This is a genomic window from Variovorax terrae (assembly GCF_022809125.1).
Classification (GTDB): Bacteria; Pseudomonadota; Gammaproteobacteria; order Burkholderiales; family Burkholderiaceae_C; genus Variovorax_A; species Variovorax_A terrae.
In genome coordinates this window covers 149,376-173,335 of the sequence record NZ_JALGBI010000003.1, presented here as the reverse complement: position 1 = coordinate 173,335, position 23,960 = coordinate 149,376, and the positions used below count along the sequence as shown (strand labels likewise).

Annotated in this window: 24 protein-coding genes; 14 read left to right on the top strand and 10 right to left on the bottom strand. The window is 70.8% G+C overall.

The features are described from left to right. Nucleotides 1-8: 8 nt before the first annotated feature. Together MMF98_RS20185 and MMF98_RS20180 are read left to right on the top strand one after the other, a co-directional pair. A complete protein-coding gene (locus MMF98_RS20185) occupies nucleotides 9-1,244 on the top strand; it encodes a serine hydrolase domain-containing protein (protein ID WP_243309042.1) in 1,236 nt (411 codons plus the stop codon). A gap of 17 nt (nucleotides 1,245-1,261) precedes the next feature. Further along, nucleotides 1,262-2,518: an acyl-CoA dehydrogenase family protein gene (locus MMF98_RS20180; RefSeq protein WP_423837656.1), complete on the top strand. Its 1,257-nt coding sequence runs from the start codon at nucleotides 1,262-1,264 to the stop codon at nucleotides 2,516-2,518. A 24-nt stretch (nucleotides 2,519-2,542) separates the two neighbouring features. On the opposite strand, the gene MMF98_RS20175 is transcribed toward MMF98_RS20180, so the two are convergent. Continuing rightward, nucleotides 2,543-3,301: a zinc ribbon domain-containing protein gene (locus MMF98_RS20175; protein ID WP_243309040.1), complete on the bottom strand. Its 759-nt coding sequence runs from the start codon at nucleotides 3,299-3,301 to the stop codon at nucleotides 2,543-2,545. 135 nt (nucleotides 3,302-3,436) lie between these two features. On the opposite strand from MMF98_RS20175, the gene MMF98_RS20170 reads away from it, so the two are divergent. Continuing rightward, nucleotides 3,437-4,162, top strand: a complete 726-nt coding sequence (locus MMF98_RS20170; protein ID WP_243309039.1) for a M14 family murein peptide amidase A — start codon at nucleotides 3,437-3,439, stop codon at nucleotides 4,160-4,162. A 10-nt stretch (nucleotides 4,163-4,172) separates the two neighbouring features. Here MMF98_RS20170 and argC read toward each other — a convergent pair whose 3' ends face one another. Then, on the bottom strand, nucleotides 4,173-5,144 hold the full coding sequence (argC, locus tag MMF98_RS20165; RefSeq protein WP_243309037.1) for an N-acetyl-gamma-glutamyl-phosphate reductase: 972 nt from the start codon (nucleotides 5,142-5,144) through the stop codon (nucleotides 4,173-4,175). Nucleotides 5,145-5,240: 96 nt separating this feature from the next. Between argC and MMF98_RS20160 the strand changes: the two genes are divergently transcribed. Together MMF98_RS20160 and MMF98_RS20155 are read left to right on the top strand one after the other, a co-directional pair. After that, complete coding sequence (locus MMF98_RS20160) at nucleotides 5,241-6,125, top strand: LysR family transcriptional regulator (protein WP_243309035.1); 885 nt, start codon at nucleotides 5,241-5,243, stop codon at nucleotides 6,123-6,125. 362 nt (nucleotides 6,126-6,487) lie between these two features. After that, nucleotides 6,488-8,806 (top strand): xanthine dehydrogenase family protein molybdopterin-binding subunit, encoded by a 2,319-nt coding sequence (locus tag MMF98_RS20155; protein WP_243309033.1) that lies wholly within the window; start codon nucleotides 6,488-6,490, stop codon nucleotides 8,804-8,806. A gap of 43 nt (nucleotides 8,807-8,849) precedes the next feature. On the opposite strand, the gene MMF98_RS20150 is transcribed toward MMF98_RS20155, so the two are convergent. After that, a complete protein-coding gene (locus MMF98_RS20150) occupies nucleotides 8,850-9,416 on the bottom strand; it encodes an NAD(P)H-dependent oxidoreductase (protein ID WP_243309032.1) in 567 nt (188 codons plus the stop codon). A 155-nt stretch (nucleotides 9,417-9,571) separates the two neighbouring features. Between MMF98_RS20150 and MMF98_RS20145 the strand changes: the two genes are divergently transcribed. After that, the gene (locus tag MMF98_RS20145) at nucleotides 9,572-11,233 is read left to right on the top strand and encodes a tannase/feruloyl esterase family alpha/beta hydrolase (RefSeq protein ID WP_243309030.1); all 1,662 of its coding nucleotides are present in this window, start codon (nucleotides 9,572-9,574) and stop codon (nucleotides 11,231-11,233) included. A 28-nt stretch (nucleotides 11,234-11,261) separates the two neighbouring features. Here the strand turns inward: MMF98_RS20145 and MMF98_RS20140 are convergent, their stop codons facing one another. Further along, nucleotides 11,262-12,569, bottom strand: a complete 1,308-nt coding sequence (locus tag MMF98_RS20140; protein WP_243309028.1) for a D-amino acid dehydrogenase — start codon at nucleotides 12,567-12,569, stop codon at nucleotides 11,262-11,264. A gap of 75 nt (nucleotides 12,570-12,644) precedes the next feature. Between MMF98_RS20140 and MMF98_RS20135 the strand changes: the two genes are divergently transcribed. Next, nucleotides 12,645-13,550 (top strand): LysR family transcriptional regulator ArgP, encoded by a 906-nt coding sequence (locus MMF98_RS20135; RefSeq protein WP_243309026.1) that lies wholly within the window; start codon nucleotides 12,645-12,647, stop codon nucleotides 13,548-13,550. A 21-nt stretch (nucleotides 13,551-13,571) separates the two neighbouring features. Here MMF98_RS20135 and MMF98_RS20130 read toward each other — a convergent pair whose 3' ends face one another. Further along, nucleotides 13,572-14,123 carry a hypothetical protein gene (locus MMF98_RS20130; RefSeq protein ID WP_243309025.1) on the bottom strand — a complete coding sequence of 184 codons (552 nt, stop codon included), beginning with the start codon at nucleotides 14,121-14,123 and terminating at the stop codon, nucleotides 13,572-13,574. A gap of 157 nt (nucleotides 14,124-14,280) precedes the next feature. Between MMF98_RS20130 and MMF98_RS20125 the strand changes: the two genes are divergently transcribed. After that, nucleotides 14,281-14,910, top strand: a complete 630-nt coding sequence (locus tag MMF98_RS20125; protein ID WP_243309023.1) for a TetR/AcrR family transcriptional regulator — start codon at nucleotides 14,281-14,283, stop codon at nucleotides 14,908-14,910. A 165-nt stretch (nucleotides 14,911-15,075) separates the two neighbouring features. Here the strand turns inward: MMF98_RS20125 and MMF98_RS20120 are convergent, their stop codons facing one another. Then, the gene (locus MMF98_RS20120; RefSeq protein WP_243309022.1) at nucleotides 15,076-15,975 is read right to left on the bottom strand and encodes a LysR family transcriptional regulator; all 900 of its coding nucleotides are present in this window, start codon (nucleotides 15,973-15,975) and stop codon (nucleotides 15,076-15,078) included. A gap of 110 nt (nucleotides 15,976-16,085) precedes the next feature. On the opposite strand from MMF98_RS20120, the gene MMF98_RS20115 reads away from it, so the two are divergent. From MMF98_RS20115 to MMF98_RS20105, 3 genes are all read left to right on the top strand, one after another. Next, nucleotides 16,086-17,321 (top strand): NAD(P)/FAD-dependent oxidoreductase, encoded by a 1,236-nt coding sequence (locus MMF98_RS20115; RefSeq protein WP_243309021.1) that lies wholly within the window; start codon nucleotides 16,086-16,088, stop codon nucleotides 17,319-17,321. A gap of 58 nt (nucleotides 17,322-17,379) precedes the next feature. Further along, nucleotides 17,380-18,390 (top strand): tripartite tricarboxylate transporter substrate binding protein, encoded by a 1,011-nt coding sequence (locus MMF98_RS20110; RefSeq protein ID WP_243309020.1) that lies wholly within the window; start codon nucleotides 17,380-17,382, stop codon nucleotides 18,388-18,390. Nucleotides 18,391-18,513: 123 nt separating this feature from the next. Then, nucleotides 18,514-18,909: a RidA family protein gene (locus MMF98_RS20105; protein ID WP_243309019.1), complete on the top strand. Its 396-nt coding sequence runs from the start codon at nucleotides 18,514-18,516 to the stop codon at nucleotides 18,907-18,909. 35 nt (nucleotides 18,910-18,944) lie between these two features. Here MMF98_RS20105 and MMF98_RS20100 read toward each other — a convergent pair whose 3' ends face one another. Further along, nucleotides 18,945-19,805 carry a metallophosphoesterase gene (locus MMF98_RS20100; RefSeq protein ID WP_243309018.1) on the bottom strand — a complete coding sequence of 287 codons (861 nt, stop codon included), beginning with the start codon at nucleotides 19,803-19,805 and terminating at the stop codon, nucleotides 18,945-18,947. Nucleotides 19,806-19,959: 154 nt separating this feature from the next. Here MMF98_RS20100 and MMF98_RS20095 point away from each other — a divergent pair, with 154 nt between their 5' ends. Beyond that, nucleotides 19,960-20,136 (top strand): hypothetical protein, encoded by a 177-nt coding sequence (locus tag MMF98_RS20095; protein WP_243309017.1) that lies wholly within the window; start codon nucleotides 19,960-19,962, stop codon nucleotides 20,134-20,136. 61 nt (nucleotides 20,137-20,197) lie between these two features. On the opposite strand, the gene MMF98_RS20090 is transcribed toward MMF98_RS20095, so the two are convergent. After that, nucleotides 20,198-21,169, bottom strand: a complete 972-nt coding sequence (locus MMF98_RS20090) for a LysR family transcriptional regulator (RefSeq protein WP_243309015.1) — start codon at nucleotides 21,167-21,169, stop codon at nucleotides 20,198-20,200. A 110-nt stretch (nucleotides 21,170-21,279) separates the two neighbouring features. Between MMF98_RS20090 and MMF98_RS20085 the strand changes: the two genes are divergently transcribed. Then, nucleotides 21,280-21,825: a hypothetical protein gene (locus tag MMF98_RS20085; RefSeq protein WP_243309013.1), complete on the top strand. Its 546-nt coding sequence runs from the start codon at nucleotides 21,280-21,282 to the stop codon at nucleotides 21,823-21,825. A gap of 39 nt (nucleotides 21,826-21,864) precedes the next feature. Further along, complete coding sequence (locus tag MMF98_RS20080; protein WP_243309011.1) at nucleotides 21,865-22,107, top strand: hypothetical protein; 243 nt, start codon at nucleotides 21,865-21,867, stop codon at nucleotides 22,105-22,107. 104 nt (nucleotides 22,108-22,211) lie between these two features. Here MMF98_RS20080 and MMF98_RS20075 read toward each other — a convergent pair whose 3' ends face one another. Together MMF98_RS20075 and MMF98_RS20070 are read right to left on the bottom strand one after the other, a co-directional pair. Beyond that, nucleotides 22,212-23,309 carry a hypothetical protein gene (locus tag MMF98_RS20075; RefSeq protein WP_243309009.1) on the bottom strand — a complete coding sequence of 366 codons (1,098 nt, stop codon included), beginning with the start codon at nucleotides 23,307-23,309 and terminating at the stop codon, nucleotides 22,212-22,214. Further along, nucleotides 23,306-23,908, bottom strand: a complete 603-nt coding sequence (locus MMF98_RS20070) for a hypothetical protein (RefSeq protein ID WP_243309007.1) — start codon at nucleotides 23,906-23,908, stop codon at nucleotides 23,306-23,308. The genes MMF98_RS20075 and MMF98_RS20070 overlap by 4 nt, the downstream gene beginning before the upstream one ends. Between the last annotated feature and the right edge of the window lie 52 nt (nucleotides 23,909-23,960).

The window sequence follows — 23,960 nt, the reverse complement described above, 5'->3', positions numbered from 1 at the left end:
GCCGATCCATGAAACGCCTGTTGCTGTCCTTCGGCCTGCTGGGTTGTGTGCTGCTGGCGCGGGCCGAGCCCGATGCCGCGCTGCTGGGTCAGGCCCAGGGCTACCCCGTGGGCAACCTCGCCACCTGGTACTCGCAGCCCTACCGCGTGGGCTCCTGGTCGGCGCTGGACCAGGTGCGGGGTCTGCCGACGCGCACCGTGGCGCGCAGCGGCCCCGTGTCGCCGCTGCCGGCAGCGGCGCAGCCGGCCGCCATCCACTACCGCTACCGCAACCTCGGCTACACGCTGGACGACTACCTGGAGCGCAACCGCGTCACTGGCCTGCTGATTCTCAAGAACGGCGAGATCGTGGCCGAGCGCTATCGCTACGGCCGCACGCCCGACGCGCGCTTTCTCTCGTTCTCCATGGCCAAGAGCGTGACCTCGCTGCTGGTCGGCATCGCCGTGTCCAAGGGCGTGATCGCCTCGCTCGACGACCCCGCCGAAACCTACGCCCAGGCGCTGGCCGGCAGCCCCTATGGCGCCACCACCGTGCGCCAGCTGCTGCGCATGAGCTCGGGCCTGACCTTCACCGAGCACTACGACGGGCGCGACGACATCGCCCGCCTGTCGCGCGCCGCCGCCACCGGCCGCCCGACGGTGGTCGAGGTGCTGCGCTCCATCGAGCAGCGGCACGACCCGGCCGGCCGCAAGTTCGTCTACGCCAGCGCCGAGACCGAGGTGCTGGGCCTGGTGCTGGCCGGCGCCAGCGGGCGCAGCGTGGCCGAGCTCACCCACGAATGGCTGTGGCAGCCGCTGGGCGCCGAGCGCGATGCCTTCTGGGGCCTGAACCACGAAGGCCAGGAGCGCAGCTCCGCCATGTTCAACGCCAGCCTGCGCGACTGGGGCCGCCTGGGGCTGATGCTGGCGCGCGATGGCCGCGTGGGCGAGCAGCAGGTGGTGCCGCTGGACTATTTGCTCGACGCCACCGACGCGGCGCGCCAGCCCGCGGCTTTCAAGCCGCGCAGCGCCACGCCGTACTTCGGCTACGGCTACCAGTTCTGGCTGTTCCCGATGCGCGAGCGCAGCTTCGCCCTCCAGGGCGTGCACGGCCAGGCCGTCTTCGTGCAGCCTGCCAGCGGCATCGTGATGGTGCAGACGGCGGTGTACGAATCCGCCAGCGGCCAGCAGGACCCGCAGCCCGGCCAGGAGCGCGACGCCTTCTGGCGCGGCGTGCTGCAGTCGCTGGGCGGCAGCACCGATTGATATTCAGAGGAACGACCATGGATGCCTTGCCCGCACTGAGTTTCACGCCCGCCGTGGGCGACCTGCCGTTCACGCCGAAGCAGCGCTCGCTGCTAGCGCTGGCGAACGAGCTGGGCCGCACCAGGTTTGCGCCGCGCGCCGCGCAGTGGGACGAGAGCGCGAGCTTTCCGTTCGCCAACTACGACGACTTGCGCGAGGCCGGCCTGCTGCGCCTGTGCGTGCCCGAATCGCACGGCGGCCTGGGCGCCGACTTCGCCACCTACATGATGGTGGCGGCCGAGATCGGCCGCTTCTGCGGCGCCACCGCGCTCACATGGAACATGCACATCTGCTCCACGATGTGGACCGGCGTGCTGGCCGACGGCATCCCCATGACCGACGCGCAGCGCGCCGAGCACGCGAAGCGGCGCGAGCTGCACTTCGCGCGCATCGTGAACGACGGCGCGATCTACGCCCAGCCTTTCAGCGAGGGCAGCGCCGCCGCCGCGGGCCGCGCGCCCTTCGGCACCACCGCGAAGAAGGTGGACGGCGGCTGGCTCATCAACGGCCGCAAGATCTTCGCCTCGCTCTCGGGCGCGGCCGACTACTACGGCGTGCTGTGCACCGAGGACAAGGGCGACGAGCACCCTGACGCGCGCGACACGCTCTACATCGCCGTGCCCGCCACCAGCGCCGGCTTCACCATCAGCGGCGAGTGGAACCCGCTGGGCATGCGCGGCACCGTGAGCCGCAACCTCGTGTTCAAGGACGTGTTCGTGAGCGACGACGAGCAGCTCATGCCGCGCGGCATCTACTTCAAAGGTGCGCAGACCTGGCCCGCGATGTTCTTCACCCTCGCGCCCACCTACCTTGGCATCGCCAACGCGGCTTACGACTTCACGGTGCAGTACCTGCGCGGCGAGGTGCCGGGCGAGCCGCCCGTCAAGCGCCGCCAGTACCCGACCAAGCAGATCGCCGTGGCGCAGATGCGCATCCAGCTCGAGGCCATGAAAAGCCTGTTTGGCCGCGCCATCGCCGAGGCCCGGCCCAACCCGGGCAAGGACGAGAAGCTGCGCCTCTATGCCGCACACTACAGCGTGATGGAAGGCGCCAACGACATCGCGCGCCTGGCGATCCGCACCTGCGGCGGCCAGAGCATGATGAAGCACTTGCCGCTGGAGCGCCTGTACCGCGACAGCCGCTGCGGCTCGCTGATGCTGCCCTGGACGGCCGAGCTGATCCTCGACCGCATGGGGCGCGAGACGCTGTACGAGGCGGGCGAGCGCGACGAGTGAGACGCGCTCGCCGGGCCTCCGGGGTCAGGCCCCGGACTCGGCCAGCCGCGCGCGCTGCAGCCGCAGTACCCAGGCGCCCCACACCAGCGACAGCGCCACCACCAGCGCGCCGAGCGTGTGCACGGCCGCGCCGATGCGCTGCGCCCGGGCCAGCAGGTCGAGCGACGAGAACAGGTAGATCCAGTCGTGGCCGCCCTGTTCGCCGGTCGTGCCGGACAGCAGCATCAGCTGCGGGTGCAGGGCGTCGTACATGTAGGGCGCCAGGTCCAGCAGCGACACGCCGGCCAGCCAGGTGCCGATGGCCGCGCCGAACGGGTCCTGCTTCTTCACCAGCAGCGCACCTGCCAGAATCAGGGGCATGAGCAACTGCGACAGGCTGCCGCCCAACACCCCCATCCATTCGCCGAGCAGCCTGAAGATCACATGCCCCGCTTCATGAAACACCAGCAGCGGAATGTGCAGGAACGCGCCCGCGATCTCGCCATCTTGGTAGTCCAGGCCGATCAGCACCCCGCCCCAGACGGCGAAGCCCGCGAGCAGTACCACGCGCAGCCACCAGCCCAGGCCGTCCACCCGCTCGGGCACGTGCAGCAGCAGGGCCCGCGCCTGCCCGCGCAGGGACTCGGCCTCGTCCGCGTCGTCCTGCGGCGCCTGTTCGCGGCGGCGGGCCGGCAGCGGCTGGCCCACCTTGGCGAGGATCACGCCGCAGGCCGGGCAGGCGGCCGGGAAAGCCTGGTCTTCGGGCAGCGGCAGGTGGCCGCACTTGGGGCAGCGCGTGTACATGGCGCGCAGTGTAGGGCGGCCGGCGGCCGGTGGCCCTGGCGGGCGCTGGCCGGTGTGCTGCCGGCCCTGTTTTCAATCGCCGCCATCGCACAAGGCACAGGCGTTTGCGGCGATTTCGTCAAGAGGCTGCCGAACGTGAGTGCCGCCCTGTGCGCCGGCGCCCGGCTCGAGCCCAGCGCGGGGCGCTCGGTCCAGGGCCGCACGCTGTACGTGCGCGACATCCGGCCCGACGGCGAGAAGCTGCGCGTGCTGGTGATCGGCGGCATCCATGGCGACGAGCTGTCCTCCGCCTCGGTGGCCCTGCACTGGATCCGGCTGGCCGAAGACCCGGCCGTGCAGATGCCGCAGCCGGTGCACTGGCGCTTCGTGCCCGCGGTCAACCCCGACGGCCTGTTCGGCCAGCCGCCGCGCCGCATGAACGCCAGCGGCGTGGACCTGAACCGCAACTTCCCCACGCCCCAGTGGGAGCGCGACGCGCCGGTCTACTGGGCCAAGCGCACCGGCAAGGACCCGCGCCGCTGGCCCGGGCCGAAGCCGCTGTCCGAGCCCGAGACCCAGTTCCTGCACGACGAGATGCAGCGTTTCAAGCCGCACCTGATCGTGAGCATCCACGCGCCCTATGGCGTGCTCGACTTCGACGGCCCCTCGGTGCCGCCGAGCAAGCTCGGCCGGCTGTATCTCGACCAGGTCGGCATCTTCCCCGGGTCGCTGGGCAACTACGGCGGCGTGCACAAGGGCGTGCCGGTGGTCACCATCGAGCTGCCCAACGCGCAGCGCACGCCGCTGGACGCCGAGATGCGCCAGATGTGGCTGGACCTGCTGCGCTGGATGAGCGAGCGCCTGGCCGCGCCGGGCAAGTAGGCGCCGGCCCTTAGGCGGCGACGGCCTCGGCCGCCCGCGCCGGGGCCGTCGCCGTCCCGGGCCGGCCCAGCATCAGATCCAGGTTCTGCACCGCGGCGCCCGAAGCGCCCTTGCCCAGGTTGTCGAACACCGCCGCCAGCAGCACCTGGCCATGCCGGGCGTTCTCGAACACGGCCAGGCGCAGGCTGTTGGTGCCGTTCAGGGCCTGCGGGTCCAGCTGCTCCAGCGCCTGCGCGTCGGCCAGCGGCAGGACCTCGACCTGCGGCTGCCCCGCGAAGTGCCGCTGCAGGCAGGCATGCAGCCGGGTGCCGTCCACCCCGGCCGGCAGCAGGCGCAGCTGCAGCGGAACCGTGAGCACGATGCCCTGGCGGAACGCGCCATAGGCGGGCACGAAAAAGGGCCGCCCCGTCAAGCCGGCGTGGGCTTGGATTTCGGGTGCGTGCTTGTGGTCCAGGCGCAGGCCGTAGACCTGGAAGGCCGGGGCGCTGGCGGCGGCGGGGCCTTCGTGCTGTTCCACCCCGGCGCGCCCGCGCCCCGAGTAGCCCGACACCGCATGGACCGTGACCGGGTAGTCGACGGGCAGCAGCGCCGCTTCCACCAGCGGGCGCAGCAGCGCGACCGCGCCAGTCGGGTAGCAGCCCGGGTTGCTGACGCGCCGTGCCGCGGCGATCCGGCCGGCCTGGCCCGCGGTCATTTCGGGGAAGCCATAGACCCATTGCGGGTCGGTGCGGTGCGCCGAACTGGCGTCGATGACGCGCACGGCCGGGTTGGTGACGGACGCCGCGGCCTCGCGTGCCGGCCCGTCGGGCAGGCACAGGATGGCGACGTCGCAGGCGTTGATGGCTTCGGCGCGGCGGCGCAGGTCCTTGCGCTCGGCTTCGGGCAGGGTCAGCAGGGCCAGGTCCTGGCGCGTGCGCAGGCGCTCATGGATCTGCAGGCCGGTCGTGCCTTGGTCGCCGTCGATGAAGACAATCGGTTTCATGAAGGGGCTCCTGTGATGGGAGCGCCATCTTGGCGCGGGGCGTAAACTAAGAAAAGTTGAATTTCATGAAGGTCGGATTCAGTTTTTCTGAACACCATGCGCGAACTCAGCCTCGATCGACTGCGCACCCTGGTCGCCATTGCCGACCTGGGCTCCTTCGCCGCCGCCGCGCGCGCGCTGAACCTGGCGCCGCCCACGGTGAGCCTGCATGTGGCCGAGCTGGAGGCGCGCATCGGTGCCCCGCTGCTGCTGCGCACGCGCGGGCAGGTCGGCCCTTCGGCCATTGGCGAAGCCCTGATCGAACGTGCACGGCGCCTGCTGGCCGATGCCGATGAGGCGCTGGACGATGTGCAGCGCCAGGTGCAGGGCCGCACCGGGCGGGTGCGCCTGGGGGCTTCCACCGGCGCCATTGCGCACCTGCTGCCGCAGGCGCTGCAGGTGCTGGGCGCCGAGCACCCGGGCATCGACGTGCAGGTGGCGGTGCTCACCTCGCAGGAAACGCTGGCGCGCCTGGCCGGCGGCACGCTGGACATCGGCCTGGTGGCCCTGCCCCAGCCCGCGGCACCGGGCCTGCGCGTGCTGCCCTGGCGGCGCGACCCGGTCATGGCCTTCGTGCCCGCCGCCTGGCCGGCTCCCCGGCGAGCTACCGCGGCCTGGCTGGCGGCGCGGCCGCTGATCCTCAACGACACCAGCACGCGGCTCGCGCGGCTGACCGCGGAATGGTTCGCGGCCGCGGGTGAACAGCCCAAGGCGCGGATCCAGCTCAACTACAACGACGCCATCAAGAGCCTGGTGGCCGCCGGCTACGGCGCCACGCTGCTGCCGCATGAGGCCTCGGCCCCGCTGCCCGACCCGCGCATCGCCATGCTGCCGCTGCGCCCGGCCTTGTGGCGGCCGCTGGGCATTGCGCACCGCTCGGGCACGCCCGAGCTGGCCACCCGGCAGGTGCTGGATGTGCTGGGGCGCTTTCGCCAGGCCTGAGAACGTGTTTGCGATCTGTATGGGGTCGCGCAAGTGTCTTTTCGGGATGGGCTGCAAGGCGCGCTGCACCGCCAATAGCTGGCTATTGGCCAGCAGCGCAACGCCGCAGACCGCCCGAAAAGGCACTTGCCCTTCGGGTTGGGACGAAATCGGGCGATTTGTCCACCAAATCCCTTGCATGGGCATCAGCCCATGCGGCGTGATCTTGGCGGCCAACTCATCCCGATTGCGTCCCAACGCGACCCCATACAGATCGCAAACACGTTCTGAACGGGCGGCATGCGCAGGGATCGCCGGAATTCGCTAAAGTCGATTCCGGTAAACCTGCCGCACCCCCCCCCATTGCACGACGAGGTTCCTCCTTGACCACCGACACCTCCTACCCCCGATTCGGCAGCGGCCAGGCCGTGCGCCGCATCGAAGACGACAGCCTGCTGCGGGGCGCGGGCCGCTACACCGACGATGCCGCGCCCGAGGGCCAGCTGCGCCTGTGCTTCGTGCGCTCGCCCTATCCGCATGCGCGCATCGTGGGCATCGACACCGCCGCCGCGCGCGCCTTGCCCGGCGTGCGGGCGGTCTGGACCGGCGCCGAGCTGGCGCAGGCGGGAGTCAAACCCATGCCCGGTCCGGGCTTCCAGCGCGCCGACGGTGCACCGGGGGCCTCGCCGCCGCGCCGCGCGCTGGCGCACGAGCGCGTGCGCTTCGTCGGCGAGCCGGTGGCCGCCGTGGTGGCCGAGACGATGCAGCAGGCGCGCGATGCGGCCGAGGCGGTCTTCGTGGACTACGAGGAGCTGCCCGCCGTGGTGGACGCCCGGCAGGCCACCGCCGCCGGCGCCTCCGCGCTGTGCCCCGAGGCGCCCGACAACCTCGCGGCCGAGATGCGCCACGGCGATGCCGCCGTCACGGCCGCGGCGTTCGCCCGCGCGCGCCATGTGGTGGCGCTGGACATCACCAACCAGCGGGTGGCCGCGGTGACGCTGGAGCCGCGCTCGGTGCTGGCCTGCCTCGATCCGGCCGACCAGCGCCTCACGGTGCGCATGAGCACGCAGATGCCCTCGGGCGTGCGCAACGCCATCTGCGACGCACTGGGCCTGCCCAGGGAGCAGGTGCGCGTGCGGGTGGGCGACGTGGGCGGCGGCTTCGGCATGAAGACCGGCGCCTACCCCGAGGACCTGGTGGTGGCCTGGGCCGCGCAGCAGCTGCGCCGGCCCGTCAAGTGGGTGGCCGACCGCAGCGAGGAGTTCCTCGCCACCACCCACGGGCGCGACCTGCAGAGCCATGCCGAGCTCGCGCTCGACGAGAGCGGCCGCATCCTCGCGCTGCGCATCCATTCGCTGGCCAACGTGGGCGCCTACGCCACCGGCACCGGCGTGGCGATCCAGCTCTTGATCGGGCCCTGGGTGCAGACCAGCGTCTACGACATCCAGACCATCGACTTCCACTTCCAGGCCGTGCTGACGAACTGCGCGCCCACCGGCGCCTACCGCGGCGCGGGCCGGCCCGAGGCCATCTTCATCATGGAGCGGCTGATGGACGAGGCCGCGCGCGCCACCGGCATCGACCGCGTGGCGCTGCGCCGGCGCAACTTCATCCGGCCCGAGCAGATGCCTTACAAGAACCCCATGGGCCAGGTCTACGACACGGGCCGCTTCGAGCATGTGATGGACCAGGGCCTGGCGCTGGCCGACTGGGACGGCTTTGCCGCGCGCGAGGCCGCCTCGCGGCGCGCCGGCAAACTGCGCGGCCTGGGCCTGGCCACCTTCCTCGAATGGACCGGCGGCAACGTGTTCGAGGAGCGCGTCACCGTCACCGTGCTGTCCGACGGCACGGTGGAAGTGTTCTCGGCCGTCAACGCCATGGGCCAGGGCATCGCCACCACGCTGGCGCAGCTCGTGGTGGACGCCTTCGGCATCCCGATCGGGCGCGTGCGCGTGGTGCTGGGCGACACCGACCGCGGCGACGGCTTCGGCAGCGCCGGCTCGCGCTCGCTGTTCACCGGCGGCTCGGCCGTGCGCGTGGGCGCCGAGCGCGCCATCGCTGCGGCCAAGGAACTGGCCGCCAAGGAGTTCGAGGCCGCGGTGGATGACGTTCGCTACGAGGCCGGCGCCTTCAGCGTCGCCGGCACCGACCTCACGCTGGGCCTGGCCGAGCTGGCGCAGCGCCAGCCCGAGGGCCGCATCTTCATGGACAGCACCAGCAGCGTCTCGGGCCCGACCTGGCCCAACGGCTGCCACGTGAGCGAGGTCGAGATCGACCCGCAGACCGGCGAGGTGCAGGTGGTGGCCTACGCCAGCGTCAACGACGTGGGCCGCGTGGTCAACCCGCTGATCGTGCGCGGCCAGCTCGACGGCGGCGCGGTGCAGGGCATCGGCCAGGCGCTGCACGAGCGCATCGTCTACGACCGCGAGACCGGCCAGCTGGTGACCGGCAGCTTCATGGACTACGCGCTGCCGCACGCCGACCAGGCGCCGCCGTTCCGCACCGAGATGGACGAGACCACGCCGTGCAAGAACAACCCGCTGGGCGTCAAGGGCGTGGGCGAGCTCGGCACCATCGGGGCCACGCCCAGCGTGGTCAACGCGGTGGCCGATGCCTTCGCGCGCGCCGGCCAGGGCGCGCAGTCACCGCGGCTGCAGATGCCGCTGAGCCCGGCGCGCGTCTGGCAGGCGCTGCAGCCCTGATTTTTGAATCAAAACGGGCGGATGTCCTTGTCCCGTGGACATTTTACGCTATTAAAAACGTAGCAGCCTGGTCGCGCGCGCCGGCATCGGCCTGCACCGCGTCGGGCGGCCCGCCCTTGCCCCAGAGCGCGCCGCCCCAGGCCATGGGGAAGAACTCGGCGCACAGCTTCACCGAGTCGATCATCGGCTGCGCCTTGGCGCGGTCGCCGCTGGTGGCGACGAGGCGCAGCGTCTTCTGCGCCATCGTCTCCTTGAACGACAGGCCGGGCACGCGCAGCCAGGCGCTCCAGTGGTCGAGGTAGGCCTTGAGCGGGGCCGGAATGCTGAACCAGTAGACCGGCGAGACCAGCACGATGTCGGTGGCCGCCAGCGTGGCGTCGAGCAGGGCCTTGAGCGCGCCCTCGGGCATCGGGTACTGGCCTGCGGTGTGGCGCTGGTCCACGAACGGCGGCAGCTGCGGCTGCAGCGGCGCGAGCTGCAGCCAGGTCTGCGCCGTGCCCGCCGGCAGGGCCGCGGCGGCCTGCCGCGCCAGCCATTCGGTGTTGCCCAGGTGGCCGGGCTCGCGGGTCGAGGTGACGAGAAAGAGAAAGTGTCGGGGTGCTTCAGCCATGCCGTGATCGTAGCGGCTGGGAGCCGCCCGTGGCGCGCGCCGATGCTCAGCAGCGTTGAACAGGCGCCCGGGCGGGGCCGGCCATGGGCACAATGCCGACACGGCCCTGCCATCGCAGCGGGCACGCTACCCATCCAGAGACACAGGAGTCCTTCATGAAGAACAAGAGACAACCCGCCACCGGCCGCCGCCCGGCCGCCCGGCTGGCGCTGTTCGCGGCGGCCCAGCTCGCAGCTTTGAGCTGCGGTAGCGCCTACGCCACCTCGCCCGACGCCTGTTCGACGCTCGCGGGTTTTTCCTTGCCGGCCTCGCTCATCGGCAAGCCGAGTTCGGGCGCGGTGGTGCAGTCGGCGGTCTTCGTGTCGGGCGAGGCGCCGGGCAACCCCCATGGCGCGTACTGCGCGGTCAAGGGCGTGGTCAAGCCGGCCAGCGCGGGCGCGCCCGATCTGGAATTCCAGGTCAACCTGCCGGCGAACTGGAACGCCCGCGCGCTGCAGATGGGCGGGGGCGGCTACGACGGCACGCTGGTGACCGGCCTTGGTCCGTTCACGATGCAGCCGGCCGCGCTGGCCCATCCGCTGAAGCAGGGCTATGTGACGCTCGGCAGCGACGGCGGCCACAAGGGCCAGGGTTCGTTCGATGGCACTTTCGCGCTCAACGCCGAAGCGCTGGCCAACTACGGCCAGCTCTCGGTGAAGAAGGCGCACGACGTGGCCCTGGCACTGATCCGGCAGTACTACAACGCGGTGCCGAAGTACTTCTATTTCATTGGCGGCTCGCAGGGCGGCCACGAGGCGCTGGACGCGGCCGCGCGCTACCCCGAGGACTATGACGGCGTGATCGCCAACTACCCGGCCTACAACATCACGCTGCTGCAGCTGGCCTCGCTCAACGCCGGGCGCGCGATGTACTCGGGCGGTGGCGCGGGCTGGCTCGGCAAGGCCAAGGTCAAGCTGCTGACCGACGCGGTCTACGCGGCCTGCGACACCGTGGCGCTGGACGGCGCGAAGGACGGCATCATCAGCAACGTGGCCGGCTGCAACGCGGCGTTCAACCTCGACACCGTGAAGGCCACGCTGCGCTGCCCCGGCGGCGCCGACAGCGGCGACGGCTGCCTGTCGGACGCGCAGATCGCCACGGTGCAGGCCATCGCCTCGCCCTACGACGCCGGCTTCGAGATCGCCGGCCAGCGCGTCTTTCCGCGCTGGCCGCTGCTGGAGGGGGCGCTGTTCAACGTGTCCTCGTTCGGCGCTGCCGCCCAGCCCGCCAATCCGCCGGCGCCCACCGACGCGCTGCTCTACGCGATCGGCGCGGCGCATGCCAAGTACCTGGTCACGCAGGACCCGGCGCTCGACGCGATGCGCTACGACCCTGCGGCCTGGAAGCCGCGGCTGCAGCAGCTCGGCACGATCACCGACGTGACGGCCGTGAGCCTCGCCGCCTTCCGCGCCAAGGGCGGCAAGCTGATCCTCACGCATGGCACGGCCGACGACTTCATCAGCCCGCACAACACGGCCGACTACTACCGTGCCCAGGTGGCCGCGCTGGGCCAGGACGCGGTGGACGGCTTCGTGCGCTACTACGTGGTCCCGGGCTTCGGCCACGGCTTCGGGCCGTTCAAGGCGGCCTACGATGGCCTGGCCGTGCTCGATCGCTGGGTGGCGCAGGGCGAGGCGCCCGAGACGCTGAGCGCCTCGGACAACAACACCGGCGCCAGCCGCACGCGGCCGATGTGCCGCTACCCGGCCTGGCCGAAGTTCACGGGTGCGGCAGGCGCTTCGGCCGACAGCGCGGCCGGCTTCAGCTGCGTGCGCTGAGCCCGCTGCCGCGGGCGCCGGGGGGGCGTCAGGCGGCCTGGGGCGCGAGCCCGGCCGGGTCGCCGGCGAAGCCGTGGAAGCCGAAGTTCATGGCCGGGCGTTCGCCGCTGATCAGTTCGGCCAGCGCCTTGCCCGAGCCCGCGCCGTGCGTCCAGCCCAGGGTGCCGTGGCCGGCATTGACCCAGAGCCGGCCGACCCGCGTCTTGCCGATGTAGGGAATGTTGGTGGGCGTGGCCGGGCGCAGGCCGGCCCAGAAATGGGGCTCGGCGGTGTCGCACACGCCGGGCAGCACCTCCTCGATGCGGTCCACCAGCATCTGGCAGCGCGCGCGGGCCAGCGGCGTGTCGAGCGACAGGTCGTAGCCGCCGACCTCGATGGTGCCGGCCACGCGCAGGGTGTCACCCAGACGGCTCATCGCGCATTTGACTTCGTCGTCGATGGTCGAGACGAAGGGCGCGAGCGCGGGCTGCTTCAACTTGAAGGTGGCGCTGTAGCCCTTGCCCGGGTAGATCGGCAGGTTCACGCCCACGGTGCGCAGCAGCGGTGCGGTCCAGGAGCCGCAGGCGGCCACATAGGCGTCGGCGCGCAGGCGCCGCAGGCCGCCGGTGGCGCGGTCGCGCGCCGCGACGGCTTCGAGGGCGCCGCCGGCGGTGTCCAGCCGCTCGATGTCATGGCCGTAGAGGAACTGCGCGCCGCGCGCCGCACAGCGCCGGGCCAGCGCCTGGGTGAACACGCGGGCATCGCCGCTCTCGTCGCTGGCGGTGTAGGTGCCGCCCACGATGCGGTGCGCGAACGACTTGAAGGCGGGCTCGATCTGCAGCAGCTCGTCGCGGCTCACCACCTTGCGCGCCACGCCGTAGCGCTGCATCAGCGCGGCGGCGCCGGCCGCGGCGTCGAACGATTTGGCGTCGGTGAAGTAGTGCGCGATGCCGCGCTCGAGCCGCTGGTAGTCGATGCCGGTGGCGCGCACCACGTCCTTGAGTGCCGTGTGGCTGTAGGCGCCCAGCGCCACCAGCTGCTGCACGTTGCGCTCGAACGCGGCATCGCTGCACTGGGCCAGGAACTGCAGGCCCCAGCGCCATTGCTGCCAGTCCAGCTGCGGGCGGAACAGCAGCGGCGCATCGTTGCGGAACATCCATTGCAGCAGCTTGAGCGGCGCGTGCCTGTTGGCCCAGGGCTCGCAATAGCTCACCGAGATCTGCGCCGCGTTGGCGAAGCTGGTTTCAAGAGCCGCGTCGGCCTGCCGCTCGACCACGGTGACTTCATGCCCGCGCTCCAGCAGATGCCAGGCGGTGCTTGTGCCGATGATGCCGGCGCCCAGGACGGTGACTTTCATGCTGCCAGTGTGGAGGATGTTGCCGGCTAATAAAAGAAAAATTAAACTCTTAGTGAAAACATCAATACAACTTATATGAGCACGTTCGATCCCGATGCCCTGGAATGCCTGGCCGCCATTGTGGAAGAGGGCGGCTTCGAGCGCGCGGCGCAGCGCCTGTCAATCACCCAGTCGGCGGTGTCGCAGCGGCTGCGCGCGCTGGAGGCGCAGGTGGGCACGGTGCTGATCGTGCGCAGCCGGCCGCTCAAGGCCACGGCCGCCGGGCAGCTGCTGCTCAAGCACACCAAGCAGCTGCGCCTGCTGCGCGCCGACCTGGAGCGCGACCTCAAGGAGCTGGCGCCCAGCTCGATCGGCGGCGCGCGCGAGGAAGAGCGCATCTCGATCGCCATCAACGCCGACAGCATCGCCACCTGGGCGCTGCCGGCGCTGGGCGAGTTGGCCCGCCAGGGCCTGCCGCTGGAGATCATCACCGACGACCAGGACTTCACCCACGAATGGCTGCGCGAGGGCCAGGTGCTGGGCTGCGTGACCACGCTCAAGCAGGCGCTGCGCGGCTGCCGCGTGGTGCCGCTGGGCGCGATGAACTACGTGGCCGTGGCCGCGCCGGCGTATGCGCAGCAGCATTGCCCGCAGGGCCTGACGCCGCACAACTTCCGCGAGCTGGCGTTCCTGGCCTTCAACCGCAAGGACGACGGGCAGACCGAATTCGTGGCCAAGGCCTTCGGCCTGAAGCGCGTCACGCTGAACCAGCTGTTCGTGCCCAGCTCGGAGGGCCAGGTGCGCGCGGTGCTGGCGGGCTGGGGCGTGAGCGTGGTGCCCGAGCTGCTGGCGCGCGGCCTGCTCGAGCAGGGGCAGCTGGTCAATATCGCGCCCGGCCATGTGCTGCCGATCCAGCTCTACTGGCACTGCTGGAACCTCGAGTCGGATGTGCTCGAAAGCCTGAGCGCGGCCCTGACCTCGGCCGCCGCCGCGATGCTTTGACGTTCAACGCGAACCGTTACGTTACAGGCCGCGCTGCTGCAGCGTCTCGCGCAGGGCCTGGGCCTTGCGCTCGTCGAACTGGCCTTCGACGCGAGCCAGCACCTCGCCTTGCCGGTTGATGACCACGGCGTAGACCTGCTCGGTGCTGCCCAGCCCGGCCGAGCGGACGAAGGCGGCGCGGTCGGTGAACACGGGCATCAGGTTGGCGCGGTCGCCATCGCTGGGGTAGCGCGCCATCAGGTGGTTTTCGAGCGCCGTGCGGCCGGCGGCGTTGCCGGGGTCATTGAGCACCGGCATCCGGACCCAGGAAATCGAGGGGTTGTCGCGCAGCTGCAGGCCGTTGATCCAGCTCTCGACATCCTTGCGGTGGCCGCCATGGAAGGCGATGAGGGCGAGCGTGCGGTCGGCCGGCAGGCCCTGGGGCAGGGCAACGGGCTGTCGGCCCAGGCGCTGGCCGATCAGCGAGGGCAGGCGGCCCATGATGCTGGTTTCATCGGGGCCGGCAAAGGACAGGGTCAGCGCCGCCATCACCGCGGCAACCCAGGCCAAAGTGTTCATCCAGACCTTGTTCATGGCGAACTCTCCCGCAATAGAAGCCTTTGAAGACTAAACAACAAGCAAGATATATGCAATGAGGAAGTGTTTCATACTGTTGAGTTGCACCGTGACCCCCCGGTTGTAAAGTAGACCAACGATATGTATCTGAATGTAGCAAACCTAGAATGACAGTATGAACAGCAGCAAGGTGGCCAAGGTTTCGTTCAAGGAGCAGATGCTCCAGGCGCGCGAAGACGCCATTGTGCAAACCGCCAACCGCTTCCTGGCCGAGAAGGGCTTCGAGGCGATGACGGTGGATGAGGTTGCCGCGGCCGTGGGCATCGCCAAGGCCAGCCTGTACAAGCATTTCACCAGCAAGGAAGACCTTGCCGCCGCGGCCATGCTGCGCATCCTGAAGCAGGCGCAAGAGTTCGTGCTCACTCTGCCGGCCACCGATGCGCCGCTGGACAAGCTGCGGGCGGTGGTGCGCTGGTCCATGCGGATGCAGCTGGCCAGCGACATGCCCGCGCTGCCGCGCCAGAACTCCTGCCTGCGCGCCGCGCTGATGGCCAACCCGGACTACCTGGACCGGCTGATGGCGTTCAGCCAGCTACTGGGCGGCTGGATCGAGTCGGCCCAGCAGCAGGGCGTGCTCAATCCCGAACTGCCGGCCACCGCCGTGCTGTACACGCTGTACGCCCGCGCCTGCGACCCGGTGCTCGAATTCCTCAAGGCCGGCGGCCAGTACAGCGACGAGCAGATCGTCGAGCTGGTGCTCGGCACCTGTTTCGACGGCCTGCGGACCCGCGCGCCAGCGAAGTAATTTCGATTGCTATCGTTTTGATAGCTATCGATGACCGCTGCGTGCGGACCTGGGGCTGATTTCTATCCAAAAATCGGCTGAAACCCCGGTTTCACCGTTTTGGGGCGACGCCCCACCAAGGGGCGCCACTTTGTCCCGCTTTTGGTGCCCGCGCGGTCCATCCCTTCAATCGCGCGCCGGTGCGCGCGCATGGCGGCGCATCATGCGGGCAAAGGCTTCGGCCGCGGGCGACAGCGCCATGCCGCGGCGCTGGTAGATGAAGAACTGGCGCCGCAGCTCGGGCCCGCGCAGCGGCACGAAGCGCAGCCCGAAGTTGCCGGCGAAGCGCCGTGCGTAGTCGGGCACGGCGGCCAGCCCGGTGCCCACGCCGACCAGGGCCAGCGCGGTCGTGAGGTAGTCGACCTCGGTCGCCGTCTGGATCGACAGCGAGGCATCGTGCGCCTGCAGCATGTGCTCCAGGTAGCGGTTGAACTCGCTCGAGTAGAGCACCCAGCGCTCGTCGCGCAGCTCGCGCCAGGACACGGTGCGCCGCTGGGCCAGCCGGTGGTGGGCGGGGCAGACCATGCGGATCGGCACGTCCATCAGGAAGCTGCGCGTCACGTCGTCGCCGGTGGCGCGCTCGGGGCCGACGCCCAGCTCGACCTCGCCGCGGCGCACCACGCCCACCACGTCGTCGGTGGTGGCGTCGGTGATGCGCAGGCTGATGTCGGGGTGCGCGGCCTCGAACTCGCCCACCACCGCGCAGACCCAGGTGCAGGCCAGCATCTGCGGCGCCACCACGCGCAGCACGCCGCTGCGCAGCGAGCGCAGGTCGCTGGCGCCTTCCACCACCTGGTTCATGTCGTCGAGGATGCGGCGCGCCAGCGGCAGCAGCTTCTGCCCGGCCTCGGTCAGCGTGACGCTGGCGCCGCGGTCGAACAGCTGCACGCCGAGTTCCGCCTCGAGCTGCTGCACCAGCATGCTCACCGCCGACTGGGTGAGGTGCAGCTGCCGCCCCGCCGCGGTGAAGCTGCCGGCGCGCGCAACGGCAGCGAAGGCGCGCATCTGTCGAAAACTGATGTTCATGGCGTGCCTCCCGTTTGAGCCGGTCGATGGCCGATTATGAGCAAACCTGATGCCTGAATCAAAAAAATTGGTTTGCCTGATGGCCGGGCGCTTTCCACAATCGGCCCATCATGCACATCGCCGTCATCGGAACCGGGGTCGTGGGTGTCTGCAGCGCCGCCTGGCTGCAGCGCGACGGCCACCAGGTCACATTCATCGACCCGCTGGAGGCCGGCGAGGCCTGCTCCTTCGGCAACGCCGGCTCGCTCTCGCCCAGCGCCTGCCTGCCGGTGGGCATGCCCGGCATGTGGAAGCGCGTGCCGCGCTGGCTGCTCGACCCGCTGGGCCCGCTGACCGTGCGCTGGCAGCATGCGCCGCTGGTGCTGCCCTGGCTGCTGCGCATGCTGCGGCATTCCTCGCGCGAAGAGGTCACGCGCATCGCGGGCGCGCTGCGCAGCCTGCTGGCGCCGATCTTCGAGTGCTACGAGCCGCTGCTGGCGCGCGCCGGCGCGCAGGCGCTGGTGCAGCGCAGCGGCTGCCTCTACGTGTATTCGTCGCGCGCGGTGGCGGCGCAATGGCAGTGGGGCATGGACCTGCGGCGCTCGCTGGGCGTGCGCCTGCTCGACGTCGAGCGCGACGAGCTGGAGAGCCTGGAGCCCGAGCTCAAGGGGCGCTTTCGCTTCGGTATCCTGGCGCCCGAGAACGGCGCCACGCTCGACCCCTCGGCGCTGGTCAAGGCGCTGCATGCGCAGTGCCTGGCCGACGGCGCGCAAAGCCTGCGCCGGCGCGCCAGCGGCTTCGAGTTCCAGGGCCGGCGCGTGAGCGCCGTGCAGATCGAGGGCGGCGAGGCCCTGCCGGTGGACGGCGTGGTGGTGGCGGCCGGCGCCTGGTCGCGCCCGCTGGCCGCCGCGCTGGGCGCGCGCGTGCCGCTGGAGACGCAGCGCGGCTACCACGTCACGGTGCGCAGCGCCAACCTGCAGCTGCGCCACACCGTGATGGCGGTGGAGCACAACCTGATGGTCAACCCCATGGCCATGGGCCTGCGGCTGGCCGGCACGGTGGAGTTCGCGGGGCTGCGCGCCGCGCCCGACTACGCGCGCGCCGATGCGCTGCTGGCGCAGGGGCGCACGCTCTTTCCGCGGCTCGACACCTCCGAGGTCACGCGCTGGATGGGCCACCGGCCCTGCCTGCCCGACAGCCTGCCGGTGATCGGCGCCGCGCGCGGCGCCGACAATGCCTGGCTCGCCTTCGGCCACGGCCACATGGGCATGTGCATGGGCGCGAGCACCGGCCGCGAGATCGCGCACCTGGCGGCCGGCCGGCCGGCGCAGGTGGATCTGGCGCCGTTCCGGCCCGACCGTTTCTGAGCCGGGCGCTGCAGACCGCGACGCCTTTTTCCATGGAAGCCAAGCAAGGAGTGATCCGATGACGACATCCCCCATCGCAACGACCAGCCGCCGCCGGCTGCTGCTGGGCAGCGGCAGCGCCCTGGCCGCGGCCGCATTGCTCGGCCCCGGCGGCGCGGCGCGCGCGCAGAGCTGGCCGGGCCGGCCGGTGCACATCGTGGTGCCGTTCCCGCCCGGCGGCAGCACCGACCTGCTGGCGCGGCGCATCGGCGAGAAGCTGGCCGTGGCCTGGGGCCAGCCGGTGATCGTGGACAACCGCGCCGGCGCCGGCGGCACGCTGGGCGCCGACGTCGTGGCCAAGTCCGCGCCCGACGGCTACACGCTGCTGCTGGGCGTGACCGGCACCAACGCGATCAGCGGCGCGCTCTACCCCAAGCTGCCCTACCACGTGGAGAAGGACTTCGCGCCGGTGTCGCTCGTGGTGTCGTCGCCGCTGGTGCTGGTGCGCGGCCCGGGCTTCCAGGCCGCCAGCCTGCAGGACGTGGTGGCCGCGGCCCGAGCGCGGCCGGGCTCGGTGAGCTTCGGCTCGCCGGGCAACGGGACCTCGATGCACCTGACGGGCGAGATGTTCAAGCTCGCGGCCAAGGTGTCGATGCTGCACATTCCCTACCGCGGCAGCGCCGGCGCGCTGCAGGACCTGATGGGCGGGCAGATCAACACCATGTGGGGCGACTTCCTGGTGGTCTGGCCCCAGATCGAGGCGGGCAAGCTGGTGCCGCTGGCCGTCACCTCGCGGCAGCGCCACCGCATGCTGCCCAGCGTGCCGACCGTGGCGGAGAGCGGCTACCCGGGCTTCGAGGCGCTGTCCTGGCAGGGGCTGTTCGCGCCGGCCGGCACGCCGCCGGCGATCGTGGAGCAGATCAACCGCGAGGTGAACAAGGCGCTGGCCAGCCCGGACATCCAGGAGTACTTCGGCTCGCGCGGCTTCGCCCTGGGCGGCAGCAGCGCGGCCGAGTTCCGGACCTTCGTCCAGGGCGAGGTGCAGAAGTGGTCGCGCATCGTCAAGGCTTCGGGGGCCAAGGCTGATTGAGATGAGCCCACCCCCGAAGCGCCTGCGGCACTTCCCCCTCGAGGGGGCGCCACCGGCGGCCCGGCAAAGCCGGTTCCGCGGTGGCCCTGGCATGGGGCACGCAGCGCCCGCTGAGGTGCGGCGATGAACGGCATCACCCGGATCGGGCCGCCCGTGGTGCGGGGCGGCCAGGTGCAGCCGATCTCGCCGGCGGTGCAGGCCGACGGCCCGCTGGTGTTCGTGTCGGGCCAGGTGCCGATGCGCGAGGGCCGGCCCGCCGCGCCCGACATCGCGGGGCAGACCCATGCGGCCATCGACCAGATCGAGGCCATCCTGGCGCGCGCCGGCTGCCGCCTGTCCGACGTGGTGAAGACCACCGTCTGGCTGGTCGACGCCGCCGACTACCCGGCCTTCAATGCCGCCTACGGCGAACGCTTCGCGCCCGGCGCGGCGCCTGCGCGCTCGACCGTGGTCGCGGGGCTGATCGCGCCGGTGCGCGTCGAGATCGAGGCCGTGGCGCTGCGGCCGCCGCGGGGCTGAGGCCGTTGCCGGGTGGGGGCTTGATCCTTAGGTTGCTATTGTTTTGATAGCTGCTCAAGACCATTGCGCGAGGACCTTGGGGCGATTTCGATCAGAAAATCGGGCCGGAAGGCGTCCTGCTCGCCTTTCTGGGCATAGCCGAGCGGGTTGGCCACGACGCGGCAGCCGTGCTTCACGTAGTGGCTCGGGCAGTGCAGGTGGCCGTGCAGCCAGAGCTGCGCCTGCGGCAGCAGGGCATCCAGCGCGTTGCAGAAGCCCGCGGTGCCGGGGCTGAGGCCGTAGCGCGGGTCGGCGCTGTCCAGGCTGGGCGCGAAATGCGTCACCACCACCGTGGGGCCGTCGAACGGCACGGCCAGCGCCTCGCGCAGCCAGGCCTGGCACAGCAGGGCCTGCTCGCGCACCTGCTCGGCCAGCAGGGGCTGGCCATGGCGCAGGGAGTGCGCTTTCTGCAGGTAGAAGTTGGCGGCGCGAAACGCCTTCTCGCGCATCTTGAGGCTGTGCGCCAGGGAGCTGCTCTGGCCCTCGGGGCCCTGGCCCAGCGCGTCGAAGTCGCTCCACAGCGTGGTGCCGATGAAGCGCACGCCCTCGAGCACGAGCGACTCGCGCTCCAGCCAGACCATGCCCAGCCGCTCGCAGGTGGCGCGCAGCCGCGCATGGGTGAGGTCGAAATCCAGCCCGTCGTACTCGTGGTTGCCCGGCACGTAGAGCACCGGCACGGGCCAGCCGTGGCGCGGCGAGAAGCGCGCGAGCCCGAAATCCTCGTCGGCGAGGCGCGAGCCCCGCTGGTACGAGCCGATGTCGCCGGCCAGCACCAGCAGGTCGGCGCCCGGCGCGGGCCGGAAGGTGAAGTCGGGCTGGGTTTCGAGGTGCAGGTCGGACAGCAGTTGGATCTTCATGGAGTCAGCAGTCTAAATCGCCTGGAAATCAGCGTCTTATGCCCGGCTGCCGAGCGCCTCATGCAGGAAAGGCATGCGCAAGGGTTTGAAATCCTAGGGAAAACCCTTACTCTTGATTCATCGCAACTCTTCACCGCCAAGCGGTGAGCCTCTCATGTTTAACTTGTTGACCCAGGTCACCCGTTTGATTCCCACGACCCGGCCCGTCACGGCGGCCGATGGCGTCGCCCGCAACCTGATGGAGCGCGCCGAAGCGCGCGCCGGCCTCAGCCCCTACCAGGCCGAGGAACTGCGGCTGGCGGCCCGCGCCTACCTGAGCGTGGTGCGCTGAGCCCGGCGCTTCGCTGAACTGCTATTGAAACCGTAGCATTGCAGTGAGACAGTGCCTGGACTCAGGCCGGGTTGGGCCCCGAAAACGCCTTGCCGCCCGAGCGCGCGATGGTCTGGCGCAGCCACTGGTGGGCGCTGCGCTGCTGCATGCGGCTGTGCCACAGCGCATCCACGTGCACCACCGGCACGTCGAACGGCAGCTCGTGCAGCACCAGTTCGTCGGCCACGCCGGTCACGCGCACGAAGTGGCGCGGCAGCACCGTCAGCAGGTCGGACGCCGCCACCACGCGGCCGGCCGTGAAGAACTGGTTGACCGTGAACACGATGCGCCGTTCGCGCCCGAGCGAGGCCAGCGCTTCGTCGATGAAGCCATAGGGCCGGCCCGAGAAGCTCACCAGCAGGTGGCGCGCCGCGCAGTAGCGCTCGAGCGTGAGCGGCTCCTGCGCCAGCGGATGGCCGCGCCGCATCGCGCACACGTACTGGCCGTCATAGAGCCGCTGGTGCGCGAAGGCCACCACCTCGCCGGTCTGGGCGCGCGAGGTCAGGTCGGCCAGCACGGCGGGGAAGTAGCCGATCGCGAGGTCGGCCGCCTCCTGCTCCAGCAGCCGGCGCGGGTCGCGCGTGGTCAGCGGAATCACCCGCACCGAGACGCCGGGCGCCTCGCGCTCGAGGATCTCGCCCAGGCGCGGCACCAGCTCGTTGGCCGTGGCGTCGGCCATCGCGAGCACGAAGGTGGTGCTGGCCTCCTCCGGCACGAAGGCGCTGGGCGCCAGCGTCTCCTGGAGCTGGCGCAGCGAATCGCGCACCGCGGGCCACAGCGCCAGCGCGCGCGGCGTCGGCTCCACGCCCTGGCCGCTGCGGCGCACCAGCTCGTCGCCCAGCGTCTCGCGCAGCCGGCGCAGCGCATTGCTCACGGCCGGCTGGGTCAGCGACAGGTTGCGCGCGGCGCGCGTCAGGCTGCGCTCGGACATCACCTCGTCGAAAACGCGCAGCAGATTCAGGTCCAGGGTACGGAAGTTGAGCTGATTAATCATTTTGGTGAATATATGTAATCACAAATATAAACTTGAATAACACTAGTATTAACCCTAATATTGCTCCATCCCCTGGATTCATTCGTCCCGGGGCTTTGAGGAAAGAAATCATGACCAGCTTCGTCCATACCCACTATCCGCTGCAACACCCCGGCGTCGCCCGGATGGAATCCGCTGTCGGCACGGTTCGGCAGATGGGGCAACGCTTCGACAGCGCCAAGGGCCTCGCCGCCATGCTGCTGGCAGCCATCGTGTCGGCCCTGCTGGTGGTGGCCAGCCGCCTGGTCGACACCTGGACCGACGGCCACCTGCTGGCGGCCTGGGTCCTGCTGTGGGCCGTGGGCTTTGCCGCGCTGGCGCTGTTCGCCGGCACCGCGCGCCTGATCGCCCGGCGCCTCGTGACCTCGCTCGACGCCTGGTCGCACCGCGTGGCGCAGCAGCGTGCCGACAAGCGCCTGTGGGCCATCGCCCGCAACGACCCGCGCGTGATGGCCGACCTGCAGGCCGCCCGGCTGCGCAGCGAAGCCGAGGCCGAGATCGAGGAAGCCGCGGTGGCCAGCCGCCTGCAGGCTTCGGTGAGCGAAGCCCTGGGTGCCCGCCTGCTGCGTGCCGCCACGCCCGACGGCCGCCCCAGCCAGGCCGCCTACTACGCCTGAGTCTCGAGTCGTCCCCGTTCAACCAGAAGGAGAAAGACCATGAGTTCCTTTGTCCATGTCACCTACCCCGCGCAACACCCCGGCGTGGCCCGTGCCGAGCATTTGCTCGAAGCCCTGAAGCAGGGCGTGGTTCGCCGCTACCAGGCCTGGATCGCCCGCCGCAAGCAGGCCGTCGCCGATGAACAGATGCTGGCGCTGGCGCATGCGGACGCCCGCGTGATGGCCGACATCAGCCGCGGCATGACCCGCGAAGCCGAGCGCGATGTGCGGGGCTACTACTGATCCGCTATCGATTCAGTAGCAAGCAATGACCGAAAGCCGTGGACCTCCGCGGCTTTTTTGTTTGAAAAACCGGTTAGGGCGAAGCGCAGCGGCCTCTACCCGTGTCAGGGGCAGGCCACCGCACCCTGCGCACGGTCCAGCCCCGCCGCGAGCTGGCGCAGCAGGGCCTGCTCCCAGTCGGGCAGGGCGGGCTGCCGCAGCGCCGAGCGCAGCGTGCAGGCCAGCGCCTGCTGGCGCGTCTCGATGCGCTGTTGCATCTCGGGGCTGAAGCTGGCGTTCGCGGCCCAGACGCTGGAGACGGCGCTCAGGTGCAGCATCGAGAAGACGCTCAGCAGGCTGGCCGACAGGGCGCTCTCGGCCGCATCCCGGTGGGCCAGCACGCGAAACGCCGCCATGTCGGCGGCGAGTTCCTGCTGCGCCGCCTGGGCCGGCAGGGCCGCGTTCCAGACGTCGCCATGCATGATGTGGGCCGCCTCGTGCAGCACCACGAAGTCGAACAGCAGGCTGGCCACCTCCTTGCCCGTCTCCTCGGCCAGCGCGAAGTACAGCGTGTTGTCGGCCAGCTGCTCGGGGGCGATGTTCATCTGGCGCGCCAGCGAGCGGATGCGCGGCCACATGAAGTCCTTCACCGTGCGCGGTTGCAGGCCCCAGCAGTCCTTCGCGGCCAGGCCGTTGAGGTGCACGTACGCCCGGTAGGCCGGCGTGCAGGTGAAGCCGGACGCGTTGCCGTCCTTCCAGCCCTCGAACAGCGACACCGTCATCTGGGCGCCGCTGAGCAGGGCGTCCGTCAGGGCGCGGGCCAGCCGGTCTTGGTCCTGCTCCGCCGCCATGGCGATGAGAAAGGCGGTGGTGATGGCTTGCCCGGCGGCGATCAGGCTTTGCCGGCACAGGAACAGCAGGGCCCCGGTGCGGCCCGGCACGGACTCGGCGCCGCCCAGGTCGAACGGCAGGTTGCAGTGCAGCGTGTCGTCCGAGTCGCGCAGCGCGAAGGCGAGAAAGCGCTGCTGGAAGCGCTCCGCGTCGGCCGCCGGCAGTTCCGTCAGCGTGCGCTTCACGGCCGCGAAGGCCGAGGCCTGGTCCTGCAGCGCCGGGGCCACGGTCTTCACATAGGTCTGCCAGGGTTGGCCCGCGGCCAGGGCCGCCCACAGCAGCAGGCCAAGCCCCGCGGCGGCCCGCCGAAGCCGGGCCGGCGTGAGGCTCACTCGAGCACTCCGGCCCTCAGCTGTTCCATGATCGCGATGGTGCTGCGCATCGACGCCACCTGCCCGTCATCGGTGAGCTGCCGCTTCTGCTGCTCCAGCGAGGCCAGGGCCAGGGTCAGGGCGGCCCGGATGTCGCCCTGGCTCAGGGGCGGCTGGCCGGCATACAGGCGCCGCGTCTTGACCTGGATGGTGCAGTCGGGCGCCGGCTTCGGCGCGGCGGCCGCGGGCGCGGGTGCAGTCGCCTGCACCCGGATCAGGGCCGCGCCGGCCGCATGGCCGGCCAGCGGCTGCTGGTGGGTCGGGGCTTTGCCGGGCGCCAGCGTGGCGCCGCCGCTGCTTTGCGACAGGTCCACCTGCTGGTTCACGATGGTGTGCAGCAGGTAGGCGCCGAACAGGGCCAGGAAGACGCCGGGCCCGGTGGCCGTCAGCGCGACCCGGACCGATTTGTAGGAGAACTCGCCGCTGGTTTTCGAGATGACCGCATCGCGGTAGAGCTTCCAGCCCAGGTAGATGACGAAGGTGCCGGCCAGCATGCCCAGCACCAGGACCGAGATGCGGCCCAGGGCCAGGATGGTGTCGATGAGGTCGTCGCAGTTCATGCATGTTCTCCGGAAGGGCAGGGACCAGGGAAGCCGGGCGTGCGCCGGGCGG